This is a genomic window from Streptomyces sp. NPDC045026 (genome assembly GCF_056432625.1).
In genome coordinates, this window is record NZ_JBWKIS010000006.1 from 106,624 (window position 1) to 127,328 (window position 20,705).

The 20,705-nt window shown below is 69.1% G+C and carries 19 protein-coding genes and 2 tRNA genes; 15 read left to right on the forward strand and 6 right to left on the reverse strand.

Translation table 11 applies throughout. The annotated features are described in order from the left end of the window. Nucleotides 1-123 precede the first annotated feature (123 nt). Entirely contained in the window at nucleotides 124-888 is a 765-nt protein-coding gene (locus AC07EJ_RS15675) for a class I SAM-dependent methyltransferase (RefSeq protein WP_478884389.1), read from the reverse strand. 231 nt (nucleotides 889-1,119) lie between these two features. On the opposite strand from AC07EJ_RS15675, the gene AC07EJ_RS15680 reads away from it, so the two are divergent. From AC07EJ_RS15680 to AC07EJ_RS15695, 4 genes are all read left to right on the forward strand, one after another. Continuing rightward, nucleotides 1,120-1,362, forward strand: a complete 243-nt coding sequence (locus tag AC07EJ_RS15680; RefSeq protein ID WP_478884455.1) for a hypothetical protein — start codon at nucleotides 1,120-1,122, stop codon at nucleotides 1,360-1,362. A gap of 4 nt (nucleotides 1,363-1,366) precedes the next feature. Continuing rightward, nucleotides 1,367-1,879 carry a DUF6879 family protein gene (locus AC07EJ_RS15685; RefSeq protein ID WP_478884390.1) on the forward strand — a complete coding sequence of 171 codons (513 nt, stop codon included), beginning with the start codon at nucleotides 1,367-1,369 and terminating at the stop codon, nucleotides 1,877-1,879. Between the two features lie 6 nt (nucleotides 1,880-1,885). Further along, nucleotides 1,886-2,734, forward strand: coding sequence for a helix-turn-helix domain-containing protein (locus AC07EJ_RS15690; protein ID WP_478884391.1), 849 nt, complete (start codon nucleotides 1,886-1,888; stop codon nucleotides 2,732-2,734). 304 nt (nucleotides 2,735-3,038) lie between these two features. After that, on the forward strand, nucleotides 3,039-3,296 hold the full coding sequence (locus tag AC07EJ_RS15695) for a hypothetical protein (RefSeq protein ID WP_478884392.1): 258 nt from the start codon (nucleotides 3,039-3,041) through the stop codon (nucleotides 3,294-3,296). Nucleotides 3,297-3,376: 80 nt separating this feature from the next. Here AC07EJ_RS15695 and AC07EJ_RS15700 read toward each other — a convergent pair whose 3' ends face one another. After that, complete coding sequence (locus tag AC07EJ_RS15700) at nucleotides 3,377-3,910, reverse strand: MarR family winged helix-turn-helix transcriptional regulator (RefSeq protein ID WP_478884393.1); 534 nt, start codon at nucleotides 3,908-3,910, stop codon at nucleotides 3,377-3,379. A 45-nt stretch (nucleotides 3,911-3,955) separates the two neighbouring features. Here AC07EJ_RS15700 and AC07EJ_RS15705 point away from each other — a divergent pair, with 45 nt between their 5' ends. Continuing rightward, the gene (locus AC07EJ_RS15705; RefSeq protein WP_478884394.1) at nucleotides 3,956-4,681 is read left to right on the forward strand and encodes an SDR family NAD(P)-dependent oxidoreductase; all 726 of its coding nucleotides are present in this window, start codon (nucleotides 3,956-3,958) and stop codon (nucleotides 4,679-4,681) included. Between the two features lie 1,635 nt (nucleotides 4,682-6,316). After that, nucleotides 6,317-6,484: a hypothetical protein gene (locus AC07EJ_RS15710; protein WP_478884395.1), complete on the forward strand. Its 168-nt coding sequence runs from the start codon at nucleotides 6,317-6,319 to the stop codon at nucleotides 6,482-6,484. On the opposite strand, the gene AC07EJ_RS15715 is transcribed toward AC07EJ_RS15710, so the two are convergent. Then, on the reverse strand, nucleotides 6,465-6,896 hold the full coding sequence (locus tag AC07EJ_RS15715) for a GntR family transcriptional regulator (protein ID WP_473086108.1): 432 nt from the start codon (nucleotides 6,894-6,896) through the stop codon (nucleotides 6,465-6,467). The two genes, AC07EJ_RS15710 and AC07EJ_RS15715, sit on opposite strands and share 20 nt — an antisense overlap. Nucleotides 6,897-7,086: 190 nt before the next feature. On the opposite strand from AC07EJ_RS15715, the gene AC07EJ_RS15720 reads away from it, so the two are divergent. The 7 genes from AC07EJ_RS15720 (at nucleotide 7,087) to AC07EJ_RS15750 (ending at nucleotide 12,964) form a co-directional block, all read left to right on the forward strand. Continuing rightward, on the forward strand, nucleotides 7,087-7,500 hold the full coding sequence (locus AC07EJ_RS15720; protein ID WP_478884396.1) for an SCO3933 family regulatory protein: 414 nt from the start codon (nucleotides 7,087-7,089) through the stop codon (nucleotides 7,498-7,500). Continuing rightward, nucleotides 7,500-7,709, forward strand: a complete 210-nt coding sequence (locus AC07EJ_RS15725; protein ID WP_478884397.1) for a hypothetical protein — start codon at nucleotides 7,500-7,502, stop codon at nucleotides 7,707-7,709. The genes AC07EJ_RS15720 and AC07EJ_RS15725 overlap by 1 nt, the downstream gene beginning before the upstream one ends. Continuing rightward, nucleotides 7,706-9,133 (forward strand): FtsK/SpoIIIE domain-containing protein, encoded by a 1,428-nt coding sequence (locus AC07EJ_RS15730; protein WP_478884398.1) that lies wholly within the window; start codon nucleotides 7,706-7,708, stop codon nucleotides 9,131-9,133. The genes AC07EJ_RS15725 and AC07EJ_RS15730 overlap by 4 nt, the downstream gene beginning before the upstream one ends. Before the next feature lie 43 nt (nucleotides 9,134-9,176). Beyond that, nucleotides 9,177-9,905: a DUF2637 domain-containing protein gene (locus AC07EJ_RS15735; protein WP_478884399.1), complete on the forward strand. Its 729-nt coding sequence runs from the start codon at nucleotides 9,177-9,179 to the stop codon at nucleotides 9,903-9,905. 157 nt (nucleotides 9,906-10,062) lie between these two features. Then, nucleotides 10,063-11,502, forward strand: a complete 1,440-nt coding sequence (locus AC07EJ_RS15740; protein WP_478884400.1) for a replication initiator — start codon at nucleotides 10,063-10,065, stop codon at nucleotides 11,500-11,502. Continuing rightward, nucleotides 11,499-11,681, forward strand: coding sequence for a helix-turn-helix domain-containing protein (locus AC07EJ_RS15745; RefSeq protein ID WP_478884401.1), 183 nt, complete (start codon nucleotides 11,499-11,501; stop codon nucleotides 11,679-11,681). The genes AC07EJ_RS15740 and AC07EJ_RS15745 overlap by 4 nt, the downstream gene beginning before the upstream one ends. Beyond that, a complete protein-coding gene (locus AC07EJ_RS15750) occupies nucleotides 11,681-12,964 on the forward strand; it encodes a site-specific integrase (RefSeq protein ID WP_478884402.1) in 1,284 nt (427 codons plus the stop codon). Before AC07EJ_RS15745 ends, AC07EJ_RS15750 begins: the two co-directional genes overlap by 1 nt. A 91-nt stretch (nucleotides 12,965-13,055) precedes the next feature. On the opposite strand, the gene AC07EJ_RS15755 is transcribed toward AC07EJ_RS15750, so the two are convergent. Both AC07EJ_RS15755 and AC07EJ_RS15760 read right to left on the reverse strand, forming a co-directional pair. Next, nucleotides 13,056-13,128 (reverse strand) — tRNA-Arg (locus AC07EJ_RS15755). Between the two features lie 186 nt (nucleotides 13,129-13,314). Further along, nucleotides 13,315-13,405: transfer RNA gene (locus AC07EJ_RS15760), tRNA-Ser, on the reverse strand. A 315-nt stretch (nucleotides 13,406-13,720) separates the two neighbouring features. Here AC07EJ_RS15760 and AC07EJ_RS15765 point away from each other — a divergent pair. Both AC07EJ_RS15765 and AC07EJ_RS15770 read left to right on the forward strand, forming a co-directional pair. After that, nucleotides 13,721-14,170 (forward strand): SSI family serine proteinase inhibitor, encoded by a 450-nt coding sequence (locus AC07EJ_RS15765; RefSeq protein WP_389481010.1) that lies wholly within the window; start codon nucleotides 13,721-13,723, stop codon nucleotides 14,168-14,170. 288 nt (nucleotides 14,171-14,458) lie between these two features. Continuing rightward, complete coding sequence (locus AC07EJ_RS15770) at nucleotides 14,459-18,868, forward strand: PAS domain-containing hybrid sensor histidine kinase/response regulator (protein ID WP_478884403.1); 4,410 nt, start codon at nucleotides 14,459-14,461, stop codon at nucleotides 18,866-18,868. A 144-nt stretch (nucleotides 18,869-19,012) separates the two neighbouring features. Here AC07EJ_RS15770 and AC07EJ_RS15775 read toward each other — a convergent pair whose 3' ends face one another. After that, nucleotides 19,013-20,662: a long-chain fatty acid--CoA ligase gene (locus AC07EJ_RS15775; RefSeq protein ID WP_478884404.1), complete on the reverse strand. Its 1,650-nt coding sequence runs from the start codon at nucleotides 20,660-20,662 to the stop codon at nucleotides 19,013-19,015. Nucleotides 20,663-20,705: the final 43 nt, after the last annotated feature.

The window sequence follows — 20,705 nt, forward strand, 5'->3', positions numbered from 1 at the left end:
CCGACGTCCGGAGCGATTGTCGACGATGGTGATCATCGGTCTCTATGTGCCGCCGTTGCCGTCAGGGTTGCCGTCAGCTCTGAACGGTGGCACCGCCCCGGCGCTGTGTGGTGCGCACGCTCCCTAGAGCATTTCGGGAGGGACGGGCTCCGCGGTACCGCGCCGCGCCACGAACACGAGCTCCCTGCCCGGCCGGTCGGGTGCGTCGCGTACGTCCTCGACGACGAAGCCGTGCTCGTGCAAGTCCCGCTCGATCTCCGTACGTTCGCGGAAGCGCAGTGTCGAATCCGAGGTCAGTACGCCCCCGTCTGCAGCGAACACGTGCGTACCCCGGAAGCTCACCAGCGGCAGGCTCACGTCCGTCAGCTCGGTCCAGGTCTCGACGTGGCCGAAGCCCGGGATGTCCGTCATACGGTACGTGGTCTCGCGCGACCACTCCGCCCACTCCTCCCACACGCGCTGCGCCGGATCGCGTGTCTCGAAGACAAGCCGCCCGCCGGGCCGCAGTGCCTCGTACGCGCCGCGCAGCGTCGTACGCCACGCCTGCGGATAGGCGATCGCTTGGGCGACGTTCCCGGTCATCGTCACCAGGTCGATCTGCATGGGCGGCAGGTCCCCCGCGTCGCCGTCGAGCCAGCGCACCCGCTCCGCACCCGGCTTGCCACGCGCGACGTCGACGGACGCCCGCGCGGGATCGATCCCGGTGACCGTAATCCCGCGCTCGGCGAGCAGCAGCGCGAACACGCCCGTACCGCACCCGATGTCCAGCACAGACCGCGCCCCGAACTCCTCCGCAATCGCGAGATACGCGTCGAGATCGCTGCGGTCCGGATGAAGTGGGTCGTAGATGGCGGCGAGGCGCGGATGCCCGAATTTTGCGTCGACCATGGAGGCGAACGTATGGGGCCCCGAGCCCGCGCGGCCACTGCTTTTTCGGGTTACGGCGCCAAGCGGGCGCAGCGAAGTGCGCCGCTGATCCCGGCGCCCCTATCGGGCACGGCCGTACCGCAGTGAACCTCGGCCAGACCGCTATTGGCCGAACATGCGGTCTTGACGGCCCCCACCGGTCGAGTGATGGTCGTGCAATCCACTGCAATCGGATCGACGCGGGGAGAAGCCATGCGCTTGCGTTTCCTGGGGATCATTCCGAACACCCCGGACACCGACTCACCAACGATCTGGCTTGATGAGGAGACGGGCGATCTGCTGATCCAGTCCTACAAGGCCATGGAGAACGAGGTGAAGGCATGCCAGGAGATCGGCTCGATTCCCGGTCACTCCACGGCCGTTCCGGACCACGAGACGATCATCCGGCTTCCGAAGGTCATGCGGCAGTACCTGCCGCCTCACGACAGCGAGTAGAGCGATGACGAACCCCGTACTTGAGGGGCTGGCCAAAGCCCAGCACTCCGCGGTGCACCTGGAGATGCGTGACGCCTACCAGCCAAGCGACCCCGAGTTCATCGCGTGGCAGAACGGTAAGCGGCTGGACCGAGCCGACCGGTCGTCGTGGTGGCGCCCGTTCCTCGACGTGGTGGTGGAGACGACGGGACGCGGGGTCGAGATGCGGCGTGCGCGGATCGTCTCGGAGCCCGTGACCGACTACATCAAGTACGAGTACGACGTGACGTTCCCGAATGTCTCGGCGGGTGAACTGGTCCGCTGGCTACCCAGGCGCCAGGCGGCTGACATTGCTCTACCCGGCACCGACCTGTGGATGTTCGACAGGTCGTCGGTGCTGTTCACCTACTTCTCCGGGGTCGGGGAGGTGATCGACCGGGAGTGGCGTATGGAGCCGGCCGTCGTGGGCCTGGTCGGCTCGGCCTTCGAAGCGGTGTGGGAACGGGCGACTCCGCACGAGGAGTACAAGCCGGTCTGACGCACCATGGCTGTCTCAGGATCATCGAGTGTTCAGCAGGCCCGACAGGTCCTTGCCGACCGTCTACGGGAGTTGTGCAGGGACGCCGGGCTGGATGGCAAGGGCCTCGCTGCGGCCTGCGGCTGGCACCCTTCCAAGGTCTCCCGGATCTCAACCGCGAGGACCGCTCCATCTGCCGATGACATTCGCGCGTGGTGTCGAGCCTGCGGCGCTGAGGAACAGACGGCGGATCTGATTGCCTCCCTGCGGGCCGTCGAAGGCATGTGGGTGTCGTGGCGCCGAATGGAGCGTGCGGGACTGCGACGTGCCCAGGAAGCCCGCTTGCCGCTGTACGAGCGCACTCGTTGGTTTCGGGCGTACTCGCCTGGGCTGGTGCCCGGCCTGGTGCAGACGTACGGGTACACGGAAGACGTGCTGAGGGCCGTTCAACGAAGGCGGGTACAGATCGACGACGTGGCCGATGCCGTCGCCGCACGCATGGAGCGTCAACGTGTCGTGTACGAGGGGCAACGGCGTTTCGCGTTCCTGGTTGAGGAGTCGACCTTGAGCAATGGGCTTGGGGGCGCCGACACACAGGCTGAGCAGCTTGAGCATTTGCTGACTGTCGCAGCGCTGCCCAACGTCAGCGTCGGTGTAATCCCCACGAGTCTTGGCCGAGCACGAATGCCAGTCGAGGGGTTCTGGATCTTCGACACTGCACAGGTGAACGTGGAACTTGTTTCTGGCTACCTCACGATCACGCAACCCAGCGAGGTAGTCATGTACGCCGACACGTTCAACGCGCTGGCCAACATGGCGGTCCACGGGGTGAAGGCCCGTGCTCTGATCACCAGGGCCCTTGGGTCGCTCGCGTAATCGGTGCGCAATCGCGTGCAATCGGCTGTGAGTTGGGAGACGTGGGTTCCTAGCGTTGTCGCCATCAGGACGACGCGAAGGGTTCACCGATGACCAACCCAACGACGTATCCCAGTCCGGCCGTTGAGCTGCCGCTGACGCTCGAAGGCGACCCGCCCCCAGCAGAGGGCTGCGATGTGTGCCAGGCGCTCAGCGCAGAACGCCGTGAGGCACGGGCCAGGGGCGACCTATCCAAAGCCTCAGACGTGAACGTGGAGATCAGGCAGCACCCACACAAGACGAGCCGGAGGGGCGCGTGATCCCCATGGCGCAGTACAAGAGCGCACGCGCTGAGGCCGACCACGTCGCGGGCCTCATCCGTGCCGCCTTGATCCGGGCTGGCCTCTCGGAAGACGACGCGTCGCGGGTGCGTGCTCTGGTCACCGGAACGGGCCGCGTGTACGTGGAAGTGGGTGCGCTGCGAATGGCCGCAGCGACCAAACTCCTGGAAGCCCTCCCGCTGGCGCGACCAGTCCCGGAGCACGCCAACGACGGCCCCAAGCTCCCCGCTGAGAGCTTCTGATCCTCCTGGGAGCGTGAGTCAGCAACCACGGACGTTGCCATCGTGGTCTGCATGGTCACCATTTTGGCCGTTGGTGCGGTTCAGGCTTGGTGGCGGGTGTGGGCGCGGTGGGTGAGGTCCTGTAGGAGCACTGCCAGGAGGCGGGCTAGTTCCTGCTGTTCCGGTGGAGTCAGGACCTCGATGATGCCCTGCTCGTAGTTCAGCAGGCCGTCGACGGCGTTCTCCACAGCGTGGTGGCCTTCGGGGGTCAGTTCCACGGGCACGATGCGGGTGCCAGGGTGCGCGGCCAGCTTGCGTACGAGTCCCTGCTGCTGGGCTCGGTCGACTCGCTGGGTCACTGCTCCCGGCGTGATCAGGCAGCGGCTGGCGAGCTCGCGGGTGGAGAGGCGGTAGGGCTGGCCGGAGCGGCGCAGGGTGCTGAGCAAGTCGAGGGTGGCGGCGTCCATGTCGACCTTGGTGAGTACGCGACGGCGTTCGTCGTCGAGCAGTTTCGAGGCGTGGCGGATGCGAGTGAGGATGCCGATCGAGTCGACGGGGAGCCCTGGCTTCTCGCGCCGCCAGGCTTGGGAGATCTCCTCGGCGCGGTCGATGGGGGGGCGGTCCGGCGTGGTCATGGTGGTAGTGTCCCACGCACGTTTAGAGCTAAACGAGGAGTGGAGATGCGCCAGATCGTCGTCACCGGTGGTGGCACCGGGATCGGCCGGGCAATTGCCGGAGCCTTCGCCGCGCGGGGTGACCAGGTAGTGATCACCGGCCGCCGCAAGGACGTACTGGAGGAAACCGCCGCGCAGCTGGGCCCCAGAGTGCGCGCGGCCGCCTTCGACGCGAGCGACCCCGCGCAGGTCCAGGCCGCACTCGACACCTTGCCGATCCAAGTGGACGTCCTGGTCAACAACGCGGGGGGCAACACCGACATCGGCGCCGAGCCGCCGGTAGGGCTGGTCGGAGTCGCTGCGGCGTGGCGTGCCAACCTCGACGCCAATGTGCTCTCGTCAGTCCTGGTCACCGCCGCGCTGCAGCCGCGGCTGGCCGCTGGCGGCGCCGTGGTCAGCATCAGCTCCATCGCGGCCCACCGGGGCGGATCTGGTTCCTACGGCGCCGCCAAGGCTGCCGTCGAGGCATGGAACCTCACCCTGGCCCAGGAACTCGGCCAGGACCAGATCACGGCCAACATCATCGCCCCGGGATACATCGAGGCAACCGACTTCTTCCGCGACGGCATGACCCCGCAGCGCCGCGCCAACCTGCTCGCCCAGACAGCCAACGGCCGGGTCGGCACACCGACCGACATCGCCGACACCGTGCTGTTCCTCGCCTCACCGGCAGCACGACACATCACCGGACAGACCCTGCACGTGAACGGCGGTGCCCTGGCAGGACGCTGAACACCGAGTCGCTCCCGCCGCAATTCACCGTAGCGATCGGTTGACGGCCCCACATCCAGCCCCGTCAGGCTGCTACCTGGGCCGACGGGAGCCAGCCACCCGCCCCAGCAGACACTCGCCCGGCACCCAGGACCGATCCCGCTGACCGCGACCGTCCGGCCACTTGTCCGTTACTCACCCATGCTCCTAGCTCCCTCGCTGGCCAGTGCTGAACCCTGACTGCCGGGGGGACGGCGGGCGCTCCCGACCGGATCAGCCTTCGAGTAGGGACAGGGCAAGCCCCGGCTGAGCTGACGTGTTCAGGCTCGCCCCTGTCCGCCCCTTCGCTGGAGTGCCGCCCTCGCTTAGCGGTGAGGGCGTCCGCCAGCCAACCCCGTCCGTGTGTGCCCCTGCGCATGGGTAACGCCCCGTCCGGCGACGACGAGCAAAGCACTGCCGGGCGGGGCTTCTGAGCGCCGCAGCCGACAACGCGGCCGGCCGTAGCGGCTTTGGCCGGTGTCCTGTTCGGGTTGGGGTCGGGCATGGTCAGGGGGCCGTACGCTGGCCCGGCAACTCGGGCAGGCTGTGGACCTGCCCGGAATTTGAACGAGTGGCCCCCTGTCCTTGCCCGACGCGGGCCCCGGCCCGAACAGGTGGGTAAAGCCGCGTAGGCCGGCCGCCCCGACCACGGGGCCCCAAGCACCCGCAAGCGGGCCATCGCGGATTGCTCTGCACCAGGTCAAGCTGGGCGCACTCGTCCGCGATCGGGCTGCCTCGGTGGTGTTCTCGCTGCGATGGACCGTGCTGCGTGACTGCGGCACGGTCGAGTCCTGTACCGATTCTGGTTGCACGCTCTTCGGGCTTGCGGCGCGAGCGGCGGGGGCGTCGCAAAGCGGGGCGGCAGACAGGAGCGTGCGGCGGCACGGTCGCCGCGCCGCGCGGCCCGCGTCAGCGGGCCGCCTTGATTCAGTAAAGAAACTTTGGACGCGCCGCTTGCCGGAGCTGCTTCGGCCCTGCCGCCGCGGATCGCAAGGGCGCCGCCCGCCTCGTTCTGTTCGTGGAAACCCTTGCTCGTCCTCGACTCCGCTAAGTCGTGCCTTTTAGTGGCTATTTGCAGTAGTTCAGCATGGCCTGTGCGCGAGGTCGCAGAAATCTATCCACAGGCGAACCGTTCAAAGATGCTTTCGGGCGCCAACAGGCGCCCAGTCGCGAAAAGTTATCCACAGCCGGTTCTCGTGATTCATTACGCCCAACGGGGTCGACGACTCGCGCATAACGGTTGAAAAGGGGTGATGTGCTGAGCGTCATCAAGAAGGGGAGAGTCCGACAGTCACGTTTCGGGCCGCTGCGCCCCTTGGGGGAATGACCACGGGGTGCCGGTGGGCCTGTAGCGCAGAACAGAAAGGAGATGGGTGCGATGCATCGGAAGGACCGCGCAGGCAGATTTCTTCGCCTTTCTTCACCGCAGGGCGGGAGTTCGCCGAATGCTCTCCCGTACTGCGGGATCGGGCCTGACCCAGACCCTCAAGAACAGGCAGATTGCCAGTGGTGGCCGCGATGGTGACTTACCGCGCCACCTACCACGGGCCTTGGTGCCGAACCGTGATCACGGTCGGGCTCATGTGGCGAGTGAGGTGGTGAGCCCTCGGGGCTTGCATGACGGAGCAGACGAACGACAGCGAACGACAAGGGGGGCACGTGGACGCGCAGGAACAGAGGATGATCGCGGCCGAGATCGCGGAAATCATCGTGGAAATCGCGGAGTTGAAGCGACTGACTCTGGAAGTGGCAAAGAACCTGACGGCTACTTCCGAGGCTGCGTGAAGGCAGCGATCTGCTGGAAGATGCCACGCATTTCCTCGACCTGGTCCTTTAGCTCACGCACCTGCTTGGACAGCTCCAAGTATTCGGCGCTGTGTAGCTGTTCCTGCCGGCCTTCTTCCTGCTCCGCGGCGGAAGGCTCCGGTGGGAGAGGGTCCGCAACGAAGTTGCCGCGGCCAACCGCCGTGCGAATCAGTCCCTCGTCGACTAGCACGCGCAGTGCGCTACGCGCGGTCATGTTGGCGAGGCCGTACGCCTTCTGCAGGTCCCGGGAGGACGGAACACGTTCGCCCGGCTGATACTCGCCGCTCCTGATCTTGCGGCGCAGATCATCGGCGACCTGCCGGTACGCCGGATTCCTGGCCGCTTCGACAATGGATAGCCCGTAGTCGAAGCTCTCGCCTGAAACAACCATGCTCCGAGAGTAGCCCGCTTAGCGCACCTATCGCACTAGTCCCGCCAGGGCAACGCCAGCGCCTCTCCCTAGCGAGCTAGCGGTGCGCCAGTGAATTTAGTGGTTGACGCACTGGCGGTCCGTCGTGCACCATCGAGCCTGTCGAGACCGAACACGCGGTCGTCGAACACCTCTCCAAGGAGGCACGCCCATGCCCATCCGTGTTGGTTTCGCCCCCGGCGCCGTGCTCATGACGGGCACCGATGCGCAGCTCAAGGTCAACCCGGAGACCCACGCCCCGCAGACCGATCGGGAGACGAACGCCTCTCTCTTCACCGTCCAGTTGATGCTCATGGAGGAGGGCCGCGCAGAGCTGCTCAAGGTGACCGTTCCGGAAACCGGCCTGCCCAACGGACTCAAGCCCGGCGTGATGGTCACCGCCCTGGACCTTTTCGCCAACCCGTGGGCGCGGATCTTCAACGGCAACCTGTCGCAGGGCGTTGCCTATCGCGCCTCGGCCCTGACCCTGGTCCAGCCCGTTACCCCGGCTGCGGCGCCGGTGGCCGAGCAGCCCCCGGCAGACCTGGCGGCCGAACAGCTGAAGCAGACCAGGAAGGCCGCGTGATGCGACTCGGCACCTGCGCCTATCCGCTGGCCAATCCAGCGGCTGAAGGGGGACTGCCTCTTCTGCCGCTCACGCTCCTGCTCCGGGTCGCTGCTGCGCTGGTCGCGCACGGCTACCCGCCCCCGGCCTACCGCGACGACCTCTGCGAGCTGGAGCTGTCGCTGGCCTTGTTCATGTACCCCGGCCACGAAAGGAGGGCGGCCGCATGAGTCCCACCGAGATCGCCGGTCTCGCCCCGATTGCTGCCGGGGCGGGCCTGGCCCTCTTCCTCGTCCTGTTCATCGTCAATGTCGTCCGCTACGTGCAGGCCACCCCTGGCATGCGCCGCAGCATCTGGCTGGCCGTCCGTATCCGGTTCCGCTGGGCCAGGCTCGCGCAGATGGCAGGCCTGTCCGTCACGGACAAGAAGCCCACGTTCTCCGCGCAGATCAGCCAGGAGTTCAGCAGCGACAAAACGCGCAAGATCGAGCCGCGCGTCCTGGTCCCCAAGATCAAGGTGGTGCCGGACGAGTACGGGGTCATCGTCACCGCCACGTGCCTACCCAAAGTGTCCCTGGAGGAGTTCCAGAAGGCGGCCCGCTTCCTGGCTGACGCCTGGGGCTGCGTGCGTGTCTCTGTCACCCCTGCCGACAAGCCCGGACAGGTCACCGTCCGGGCCGTGCGGGAAGACCCGTTGGCCACCGCGACGACCCATGTCCCCACCGGAGAGCCGCCCAAGGACGTCACCCGCTGGGAACTTGGGCTGGACGAGTACGCCATCCCCGCCATCGTCTCCCTGGAGAACGTGCCGGGCATCACGGTGGCCGGCGGCACGGGCAAGGGAAAAACCTCGCTCCTCAACCGTCTGCTGTGCGACTTCGCGCCGTCCCCTCTTGTGCAGTTCGCCGTGATCGACGGCAAGGCATCGGCACCGGAGGAAGGTGACTATGCCTCGATCGCCCCGCGCCTGTTCCGCTTCGTCGGCGACGACCTGAATGCGGCGAACGCCTTCCTGCGGGAGATGGTTGACCTGCGGCGGCGCCGTGTCGCCTTGGTCCGGACCGTGTTCGGCACCGCGAACATCTGGCACCACGGGCCGCGCCCCGACTGGCCGGTGGTCTTCCTCATCGTGGATGAAGCGCACACCTTCCTGCGTGACTACAAGGGCAGCGATCCCGAGACCAAGAAGCTCGCGGCCCTTGCGGCGGAGAACGCGCGCCTGGTGGAGGACCTGGTGAAGAAGGGCCGCTCCGTGGGCCTGGTCACCATCCCCACCACACAGAAGCCCACCGGAGACGCGATCCCCACGTTCATCCGCGACATCTGCCCGGTCGGGCTGTCCTTCGCACAGCGCACCACGGATGCCGCCGTGGCCGCGCTCGGGGACGACATCCGGGACTGGGAGGACGCCAACCCTGTCAACCTCCAGCACCCCTCCTACGTCGGCGTGCTGGTGATGCGAGCCGATGACCGCCCCGGCTTCATCCGGGTGCGCACCCCCTACGTCTCCGACGCGGACGCGGCCCGCATCGCAGCAAGCAGCAAACACCTCACTCGCGACCCCATCGCCCTGCTGGCCAGCCTCGACGGCGGCCCGAACCTTCGCAAGGGCTACCCCGACGACCCGGATGTGGTCGGCGCCCTGGTCGCATGACGCCGCCTCGCTCCCAAGATTGTTGAAAGGAGGTGACATATACATGGGTGAAGAACGGGTGACGCAGCGGACCGTAACCGTCGTCATGGCCACCATCGCCCTCCTTGCGTTCGTATTCAGCTTCGGCAACGTGCGGTCCCTGGCGCTGCGCCTGGGCGTGCCCCGCCCCATCGCCCCACTGATCGCCCCCATGGTCGACCTGTCGGTCGTCGGCCTCCTCGTGGGCCTGCGCTACCTGTCCCTTCGGGGAGTGGACGCGAAAAAGCTCAAGGGCGCGACCCGGCTCATGCACCTGTCCGGGCTGCTCACCCTCGCACTGAACATCGCCGAACCCATCGCTGCCGGACACTACGGCCGCGCCGCCCTGGACGCAGTGGCACCCCTGCTACTCCTCGGCTGGGGAGCGGTCGGACCGCAACTGCTCCGGCACTTCCACACCCTCGCCCCTGCCACCGGCCCCGTCACCGAGCCTGCGCCGGACGCCACCCCTGTCCCGGCCCTGGTTCCCGACCCAGCCCCGGCAGCAGGCGAGTTGCTGCCCACCGTCGACACCCCGGCCGAACCCCCGGCCCCGGTCATTCAGGCCGACGCCCCGGCCCCCACCCCGGTCCAGGCTCCGGCCGTGTCAATCCCGCCCGCCCTGGTTGACGCGGCCCGCTCCATCGCTGACCAGCACCAGGCCGCCCACGGGCAAGCCATCACCCCGGCGCAGCTGCGAACCCGCCTCGGCGTCTCCCTGCCGCTGGCCACCGCCGCGCACGCTCAGCTCTGAACCTGAGCACCCCGCCGGCCTTCCACCCGGCGTGCCTCCCGACCGCTGGCCCCTGGCCACGGTTTCCCCTGCCCCGAGCCGCACGCGTGGCCACCCCTGCCCTCGTGCGGTTCGGGGCCCAACTCCCGCACGCTGCATAGAGAGGAACGCCACCCCCATGACTACGGACCTGGACCTGACCCACGTGGCGGACCCAGCCGTACGAGACCTCCTCCAACTCGTACAACTCCACGACTTCAACCGCGTACAGGCACAGATCGAGCACCTGGCCGGATGCGCCCAACCCATCCAACTCACCGGATACAGCGCCACTCTGAACGGGGTCACCGGTGAAGCCCTGCACGTCTTCACCACCGACGACGAACCCAGCGGCCGCCTCCTGGTCTCCTGCGGCAACCGCCGCGCCTCGCGCTGCGCGTCCTGCTCACGCACCTACGCGGGCGACACCTTTCACCTGATCCGCGCGGGCCTATCCGGCGGCAAGGAAGTCCCGGAATCCGTAGGAACGCATCCGCGGGTGTTCGCCACCCTCACCGCCCCCTCCTTCGGCCCCGTCCACAACCGGCCCGGCGGCGGCGCCAAGCGTCGAGCCTGCCGCTGCGGCGAGTGGCATATGAAGGAGGACCCCGCTTTGGGCACACCCCTGGACCCCACCACCTACGACTACGCGGGCGCCGTGCTGTGGAATGCCCACGCCTCCGCCCTGTGGGCCCGCTTCACCACCTACCTGCGCCGCCAGATTGCCGCCCGCCTCGGCCTCTCACAGCGCGGCCTGGCCGACGTCCTGCGCGTCTCCTTCGCCAAGGTTGCCGAGTACCAAAAGCGCGGCCTCGTCCACTACCACGCGGTCATCCGCTTTGACGGACCGGACGGCAGCACCACACCCCCGCCGGCCTCCGCCACGACCAGCCTCCTCATCGACGCCGTACAAGAGGTCGCCACACGCGTCAGCCTCACCCTGGAAACGGACGCGGTCGGGGAGCGGAGATTCACTTGGGGCAACCAGATCGACGTACGGGAAATCAGCGGCTTCGGCAGCGAAACCGAACTCACCGACCAGGCTGTTGCCGCCTACGTCGCCAAGTACGCCACCAAAGGCGCCGAAGACTCCGGCACCGTCGACGCTCCCGTCTTCTGCACCATGTGCCAAGGACGCGGGCGACGGGCAGGCGGCGACTGCCGCGCCTGCCACGGAACCGGGGAAGGCGTCCGCCTGCGGTTCCTTGCCATCACCCGGCACATGCGGCAGATGGTCCGAACCGCCTTCGAGCTCGGACGGCTTGCGGAGTTCGCCCACCTCAAGCTCTGGAAATGGGCCCACATGCTCGGCTTCCGGGGCCACTTCTCCACCAAATCCCGCGCCTACTCCACCACCCTCGGCGCACTCCGCGACGTACGCCGAGCCTGGCGTCAGGCAAAGGCACGCGCCCACCTCGGCCTGCCAGAGGGCGATACAGACACCAGTCTCGTCACCGAATCCGCCTGGGCCTTCCTCGACATCGGCTACAGCCCCGGCGAAGAACTCCTCGCCGCCCAGGTCCGCCACGAACGCGCATGGGCTCGAAAGCTCAAGGCGGAGGGAGGTGATCACGAATGACAACCGCTGTCCTGACTGTGGCCCAGGTCGCCGAACACCTCCACATCAGCCGCTGGAAGGTCCACGACCTGATCCGCTCCCGCGAACTCGCCTCCTTCAAGGTCGGTCGCTGCCGCCGCATCAGCGAAGCCGCCGTTCACGACTACGTCTCCCTCCGCACAGGACAGGAAGCCGCCTGATGGCCAAGCCGAAGAAGAACGCCAACAACGAGGGCACCATCTACCAGCGCAAGGACGGCCGCTGGGAGGGCAGCGCCTACGTCCTGGCGACCGATGGCACATACAAGCGGCGCAGCGTCTACGGCAAGACCTGGGATGAAGCGCACGAGAAGCTGACCAAGCTCAAGGCCGACTCCCTCAACGGCCTCCCGGTCGCCACCAGCAAGATGACGATCGCCGAGTATCTGGCGTATTGGCTGGCGAACGTTGCCCAGGGCAAGGTGCGCAGGACGACGTACGTCAACTACGAGTCCCTCGTCCGCAACTACGTCACCACGGAATTCGGCAAGAAGAAGCTGGTCCGTCTTACCGCTCGCGACATACGCGCATTCCTCGCCAAGACGGCCGCCACCTGCCAGTGCTGCGCGCAGGGCAAGGACAGAAAGCGACTGGAGCACAAGCGGCGCTGCTGCGCCCTTGGCAAGTGCTGCAAGAAGCTCGCCTCGGACCGGACCGTGCGCTTCCTACTGGTGATCATGCGTGCCGCTCTCCAGCACGCCGTGCGTGAGGACGAACTGCCCCGCAATGTGGCCCGGAACGTGGAACTGAGCATGGGAACGAAGCGCGAGATCGAACCGCTCACGGCCAAGGAAGGGCGTCAGCTACTGACGACGGCCCGGGAAAACCGGCTATGGGCCGCCTACGAGCTGGCGGTCCGCATCGGTCTGCGGCGCGGTGAACTGCTGGGACTGCGCTGGTCGGACGTGGATCTCCACGAAGGCGTCCTCACTGTCCGGCAGGCTCTACAGCGAGTCGGCGGCGAACTGCTGATCGTCGCGCCGAAGACGCAGCGCTCGGCCCGTCGCGTGGCCCTGCCGTCCGAGTGCGTGACCGCCCTCCGTGCTCAGCGCGCCCAGCAGATCGCCGACCGGAAGGGAGCGGGCGACGCCTGGAAGGGGACCGGCCATGGCCTCGTCTTCACCACCAGGAACGGGACCCCCATCGAGCCGCGCAACCTGAACCGCTCCTTCGAGGCGCTGAGCACCCGGGCCGGCGTCCGCAAGGTCCGATTCCACGACCTGCGCCACACCTGTGCCTCGCTCCTCCACGAACAGGGCGCCGACGCCCGCATGATCATGGAAGTCCTCGGTCACAGTTCGATCCGCGTAACCATGGACATCTACACCTTCGTGCGGCTCGACTCGCAGCGCTCGGCGTTCGATCGCGTAGGGGATGCCCTGAGGGGTGACGGCAACGGCCCGGACGATGACGACGGTGCGGCCGGTGTCCCGACAGCCGTCTGATTCGCTCCTGAAGGCGGTTGCCGTCAAACACTGCCGTCAAGACAAACGCCAGAGGCCCTGTGGATCGCTCCACAGGGCCTCTGGTCTGGTGTGCACTCGGCAGGATTCGAACCTGCAACCTTCTGATCCGTAGTCAGATGCTCTATCCGTTAAGCTACGAGTGCTTGTTCTGTTTTTGTCTCGGTCCCGGCCCCTTCGGCCCGTTCCCGGCGACAGGAAGAACATTACATGACTGCCGCCGTCATGTGAAATCCGTTTGCCGCACCCCTTGTGAGCTGGGCAAACACCGTCTTGCAGGTCCGAAACGCCGAAGCCCCGGTCCATGCGGACCGGGGCTTCGGATCTTGGAGCGGAGGCGGAGGGATTTGAACCCTCGATGGGCTTGAAGGCCCAAACCGCATTAGCAGTGCGGCGCCATAGACCGGACTAGGCGACGCCTCCAGCACAACCTCCCGCGCGAGCGCGAGTGGTGCGTCCAGATGATGACACAGCATCGCGCCGTGTCACCAATTGGCCCCCACGGTACTAGGCGTCCAGGCCGGAGAGCAAAGCCCTTCTGTTCGTCCTCGTGTCCCGGGCTCGCCCTCGCGTCCCGGGGCCCACCGCAACATCGCGGGCCGCCCGGCGTTAGACGCGGTGGAGCCGCGCGGGACGGCGCGACTCCTCGGTCTCCTCCAGCCTTCTCCAGCCTTCTGCGGTCTTCCTCTTCTTCTCCGGTCCCCTCCAGTTTCTTCTCACTCATTCGTGGAGCCCCTCATGTCGCTGCGCCGCATCGCCCTCACCGCCGCCTCCGCCGCCGCGCTGTGCGCGGTCCCCGCCACCGCCCACGCCGACACGGGTCCGCTCGGCCTCCCCCAGCTGTTCGCCAAGCCCGCCGTCCAGGACCAGCTACGCGTCACCGTCACCGACGCGGGTGACGGCAGGGACGGGACGTACGAGCTGGAGTGCGGACCCTCGGGCGGCACCCATCCGGAACCCGCGAACGCGTGCGCGCGGCTCGACGAGCTGTCCGCGAACGGCGGCGACCCGTTCGCGCCGCGCTCGCCGGACGCCCAGTGCACGATGCAGTACGGAGGCGCCGCGACCGCCCGCATCACCGGAACGTGGCACGGCCGGCCCGTCGATGCGACGTACAAGAGGACCGACGGCTGTGAGATCTCGCGGTGGCAGGGGCTTGTTCCCGTATTGCCCGCGACCGGTCGGTGAACGAGGGCGGGCCATTGTGTGGGGAAAGTGCCGAGGTGTGGCGCGGCGGCCGGACACCCCGTGACCAGGCATATGCCCACGCATGCCCCGCCATCAAGCGGCCGGGGAGAGCCACGCCCCCACGCGTCTTCATTCCAAGGGCACATCTTCCGCGTGCGACCTCCCTCTCATCCGGCGCCGCGACCGCAACCTCTGCCCGTAGACTCCCTCCCGTGACATGCCGCGAGCCACGTAGGAAGATGGCTCGCGCGGTCGGCAAAGTGCGGTAATCAGGGAGGAAGCGTCGTCGTGAGCAGCAGGCCATCCCGAGGCGCTGCTCGCCTCGCAGCCATACTCGACGCGCTCCCGGACGCGCTGGTGCTGGTCAACGCCAACGGGACCGTCGTCAACGCGAACACCATCGCCCTGGAGGCCTTCGAGACCCCGGGCACTGCGCTCGTGGGGCGCGGACTGCTCGATCTGCTGCCCGAGTTCGACTCGCGGCTCATCCCCGGATCGATGCGCAGGCCCGACACGACGGACGAGCGCGGGCGCACCAAGCCGACCCGGATGATGGCCCGCCGCACCGACGGCAGCGAGTTCCCCGTCGAGGTCACCAGCGCCAATCTCGCCGACGGCCGCGACGCCGTCGACGGCTACGGCAACAGCTCGTACGGGTCCGGGTCCTACGGCGGCGCCGCCGAACTGCTGATGCTCGTCGTGCGCGACCTGTCGGGGACCGTCGACACCGAGGCCGAACTCGCCCGTTCACAGCGCCAGACCGAGATGATCCTGCGCGCCGCCGCCGAGGGCGTCGTCGGCACCGACACCGACGGCCGGATCGTGCTCGTCAACCCGGCCGCCGCGCAGATCCTCGGGTTCCGCGCCAGCGACCTGGGCGGGCAGGAGCTGCACCCCCTCGTCCTGCACTCGCGCGCCGACGGCGAGCCGTTCCCGTACGAGGAGTCCCCGCTCGCCGACACCCTGCGCTCCGGGCGCAAGCACCGGGTGCGCGGGCAGGTCCTGTTCTCCAAGAGCGGTGCACAGGTGCCCGTCGACATGACGACGGCGCCCGTGCGCGACGGCGACCAACTGGTCGGCGCCGTGATGACGTTCACCGACCGGCGGCCCTACGACGAACTCGTCGCGGCGCACGCCGAAGAGATCGACCGGCGCGACAAGGAGACGGAGCGCGCCACCGCGGAGCACGCGGAGACACTCGCGCGCGCCGTCGAGGAGCACGCGGCGCAGACCGCGCGGGCCGAAGAGGAGCACGCCACCGAGCTCGCCACGATCACGGAGCAGCACACCGAGGAACTCTCCGCGGAGAAGGACCGGATCGCCGCGCTCGCCGAGCGTGAGAAGGACCGGTACGAGGCACTCGCGGCCCGGCACGAGCAGCTCCTCGCCGTCCTCGGCCAGTCGCTGCGCGGCCCTCTCGACGAACTGCGCGGCCAGCTCACCACCCTGGCCGCGGACGACGCCGGCCAATTGTGGCCCGAGGCCAACCAGATCCTGCACCACCTCGCGGCCGGCTACACCCGCATGACCACGCTCGTCGACAACGTGCTCGGCTACCAGCTCCTCGACTCCGGCGACGCGCAGCTGACCCGTACGAAGGTGATGCTCGACGCGGTCGTCGCCGCGGGCGTCGACGGGGCGGTCGAGCTGATCGGACCCGGTCGCGCGCAGTTCGCGGTGCACGCCCCGCCCATCGAGGCCGAGGTCGACGCGGCGCGCCTGGCCACCGCGCTCGCCCACCTCGTGGCGGACGTCGCAGGCATCGACGCCACCGGCAACGCGCGCGTGGGCATCGTTCCCACGAGCGGCGTCGGCGGATACGTGGACTCGACGATCGTCGTGGCCGCGGCGCTGCGCGGTGAGAGCGTCCGCATCGAGGTGCGCGGGCCCTACACGGGCGGCGACCCGGTGCACGAGCCCATCGTGCGCGGCATCGTGCGGGCGCACGGCGGTGTGCTCCAGACGCACGAGGTGCCCGGGATGAGCGGCAGCGCGTACGTACTCGAGGTGCCGATCGGGGGCGGGGCTGGGGCGGTTCCGGTCGCTGATCAGGTGGGGACTGTCGGGATGCCCGGTCCCGGTACGGCCGTCGAGGTCGCGTCGCAGGCCCCTCCCGCCGGTGCGGAGGCGCTCGCGGAGGCCGGTGCGGGGCTGCCCGAGCAGGCGTCGGGCACGCGCGGCGGACGGCGGCGGGCCCGGCGGGCTTCGGGCGCGTCGGTGGACTCGTTCCTGGAGAGCGGTGTCGCGGGCGCGGTGCCGGGTGCCGATGAGGCTGGGCAAGGTGGCGGTGGCTCGGAGGCTGCCGCTCCGACCGGGCGGCGCAGGCGGCGGTCCGAGGAAAACGCGGCGAACGCGGCGGACGCGGCGGCGGGTACGCCCGCGATCACTCAGGGGCAGCTGCCGGCGCAGGCCACGCGGACTCCGGCCGGCGGGACGCCTGCGGGTGACACGGGGGCCGGGACCGGTACGGGACGTCGGCGAGGGCGGCCCAATCCGGCCGAGGCCGCCGTTCCGACGGGAGCCGGTGCTGGTTCTGGTGCCGGTACGGGTGCTGGTCCCGGTGATGGTCCTGGTGCCTCCGAGGGTTCCGTGATGACCGCTGCCGAACACGCGGCCGGATCCCCCGCCTTGGGCGAGACCGTGCCGCCGCAGGGTGTGCCGGTCGGAGCGTCCTCGGGCCGGCGGGCACGGCGCAACTCGGAACAGGCCGCGCTGCCTGCCGGTGGTACGGGTACGTCGAGCGCTTCGGGTACATCCGGCGCTTCGGGTACGTCGGGGGCTTCCGATGCGGCCCAGGCCGGGCAGAACGTGCCCGCCAGTCGTCGCGCGCGCCGCGCTCTCGGCAGCTCCCCGGAGCGGGAAGCCGAACAGGGCGGCGCAGCCCGCACCGTATTCGCGCTGCCGCCCGCGGAGGCCGACCGGAAGACGCCCGAGCCGGGCACCGCCACGGGCACCGACGCAGATACGACTACGGGTGGCACCGGTACGAGTGCGGGTGCCGGCACGAGTGCGGGTACTGACGGCGAGCGGCACGACGTCGCGCAGCATCACCCCGCCGACGACCACACTCCGCCGCAGCCCCACCCTGTCCAGACGGTTCCGGGGGCGCGCTCCGCGCTGCCGCCCGAGAACGGCGCCAGGCCCCGCGCCGCGCAGCCCCTCCCCGCAGAGGCCCCCTCGGCCGACCCCAACTCGACTCAGGGCCGCGCCATAAGCGTACGAACGCTGGGGCAAGGCGTTCCCTTCGGCCGTCAGATCGCCGAGCAGCAGCGCTCGCCGCGGCCACAGCCGCCCGCTCCCGGCACGGCCCAGCCGCTGCCGAGGCCGGCACTCCCGAACCAGCAGGCGAGCCCGCCGCCGAATGCGCAGCCCAACGCGCAGGCACCCGCGGCGTCGAACCGAGCGAACCAGCCCAGCCAGGCCAACCCGGCGACGGGCAGGCAACCCGGTCCACAGGCGAAGCAGCCGTCCGGCACGCAGGGCGGCACGCAGGGCGGCACGCAGGGCGGCGCTCAGAGCGGCGCTCAGAGCGGTCCGAAGACCGGGCAGCAGCCCGTTCAGTCGGCCGGCGGTAACCCGTCGCTCCAGGTCCCGCTGCCCCCTCAGGTCCCGCAACCCGCGGCGGCCCCGCAGGACCAGACGCAGCACACGCTCGGCGGCTCCGGTCGCCGCCGCAGGCTGTCCACCCGGCCGGACCCCGCCGGCGCCCAGCCGGAGACCGCGGCCCGCCCGCACCCGCAGGCCCCGGCACAGCCCTCGGCGGCACAGCCGAAGGCTCAGCCGAAGACGCCGTCCGGCCAGTCCCAGCCCGGTCAGCCGCAGTCGCTGCTGTCGTCGTCATCGGAGGGGCGCGGACGTTCGTACGCGATCGGTGCCCCCGACCAGGACGCCGACGAGGGGCCCGAGCCGCTGGACGGGCCCGGTGGCGCCGTCGAGTTGGCGATCCGGCCCCAGCCGCAGCCGATGGACGACGAACTGCCCCCGGAGCCGCTCGACAACCCGCGGCGTCTCCTGGTCTGGCCCGCGCCCGACGCGACCACGCAGCAGGCCCTGAGCGACCGCGGCTACCGTCCGGTGACCGTGCACTCCCGCGAGGAGGTCGACGCGCAGATCGCGGCCTTCCCCGCCGCGCTCTTCGTCGACCCGCTGACCGGACCGATCACGCGCACCGCGCTCCAGTCGCTGCGCCAGGCCGCCGTGGCCGCCGAGGTTCCCGTCCTGGTGACGGCCGGGCTCGGACAGGCGACGCGTGAGGCCGCGTACGGGGCCGATCCCGCCGTCCTGCTGAAGGCCCTCGCGCCGCGGGACAGCGAGCAGCACCCGTCGCGCGTCCTGCTCATCGAGGAGCGCGAGGAGATCGCGCTCGCGCTCACCGCGACGCTGGAACGGCGCGGCATGCAGGTCGCGCGGGCGGGTTCCGACGCGGACGCGGTGACACTGGCCGCGCAGATGCGGCCGAACCTGGTGGTGATGGATCTGCTCCAGGTACGTCGCCGGCGCGCCGGAATCGTCGACTGGCTGCGCGCGAACGGCCAGTTGAACCGCACGCCTCTCGTCGTCTACACGGCCGCCGTCGAGGAGGCCGAGCTGCCGCGCCTGGCTGCGGGGGAGACCGTCCTGTTCCTGGCGGAGCGGTCGACGAGCGACGAGGTGCAGGACCGGATCGTGGACCTGCTCGCGAAGATCGGCACCAACTGAGCACCCGCGGCTGACAAGCCCTGCAACCCCTCAAGCTTGCAACTGAGGATGCTGCGACCGGCATACATACCCACAACTGACAAACAGGGGCGGCCCGTTCGGGCCGCCCCTGTTTCACGTGAAACGCGCCGCTGAGCGATGCGATCAGAGCCGCGTGATGTCCAACTGCCCGTCGGCGTACTGCTTGCGCAGCACCTTCTTGTCGAACTTGCCGACGCTCGTCTTCGGCACCGCCGTGATCACCGTCCAGCGCTCCGGGAGCTGCCACCTGGCGACCTTCTCGCCGAGGAACGCGCGCAGGGTCTCGAAGTCGGCGCTCGCGCCGTCCTTCAGGACCACGGTGGCGAGCGGGCGCTCGCCCCACTTCTCGTCGGGGACGGCGACGACGGCCGCCTCGGCGACGTCCGGGTGGGACATCAGAGCGTTCTCGAGGTCGACGCTGCTGATCCACTCACCGCCGGATTTGATGACATCCTTGGCGCGGTCCGTGAGAGTGAGGAAACCGTCGGGGCTGATCGTGCCGACGTCGCCCGTCTTGAGCCAGCCGTCGTCGCTGAACTTGTCGGCGGGGCGCAGCGGTTCACTGTCGGGGCCCGAGTAGTACGCGCCCGCGATCCACGGCCCGCGGACCTCCAGCTCACCGGCCGTCTCGCCGTCCCAGGCCAGCAGTTCGCCGCCGGGACCCGAGAGCCTGGCCTCGACGCCGGCCGGGAACCGGCCCTGGGTGAGGCGGTAGGCGAACTCCTCGTCGGTGCCGACCGCACCGGCCGGCGGACGGGCGACCGTGCCGAGGGGAGACGTCTCCGTCATGCCCCAGGCGTGGCAGACCCGCATGCCGAGCTCGTCGAAGGCCTTCATGAGCGAGGGCGGACAGGCCGCACCACCTATGGTGACCTGCCCGAGCGAACTCACGTCACGGGGCTTCGCGGTGAGCTCTGCGAGCAGGCCCTGCCAGATGGTGGGTACGGCCGCCGCATGCGTGGGGCGCTCGCTCTCGATCATCTCGGCGAGCGGCGCGGGCTGGAGAAAACGGTCCGGCATCAGCATGTTCACGCCGGTCATGAACGTCGCATGCGGCAGGCCCCACGCGTTCACATGGAACTGCGGCACCACGACGAGCGAGGTGTCCTCGTCGGTCAGGCCCATGGACTGCGTCATGTTGACCTGCATGGAGTGCAGATATATCGAACGGTGCGAGTAGACGACGCCCTTGGGGTCGCCAGTGGTGCCGGAGGTGTAGCAGAGCGCGGCGGCCTGACGCTCGTCGAGCTGCGGCCAGTCGTACGTCACCGGCTTCCCGGAGACGAGGTCCTCGTACTCGTGGACCTGGGGGCGCGCTCCGTCGAGGAGCGAACGGTCGCCGGGCCCGGAGACGACGATGTGCTCCACACCCGTCAGGGACGGCAGGAGGGGCGCGAGCAGCGGCAGCAGGGAGCCGTCGACGATGATCACGCGGTCGGCTGCGTGGTTGACGATCCACACCAGCTGCGCGGCGGGGAGCCGCAGGTTCAGGGTGTGCAGTACGGCGCCCATGGAGGGGATCGCGAAGTAGGCCTCGACGTGATTCGAGTTGTTCCACATCAGCGTTGCAACGCGGTCGTCGTCCACGATGCCGAGGTCGGCACGCAGAGCGTGCGCGAGCTGGGCGCTGCGGTCGCCGATTTCCGCGAAGCTCCGGCGCTGCGGCCCGCTCTCGCCGGTCCAGGTGGTCACTTGGGACGTGCCGTGGATCGTCGACCCATGGGTCAGGATCCTCGAGATCAGCAGTGGTACGTCCTGCATCGTGCTCAGCACGGCGTCCTCCCGGTGGGCGCTACGGCGCAGTAATGTTCCGCCG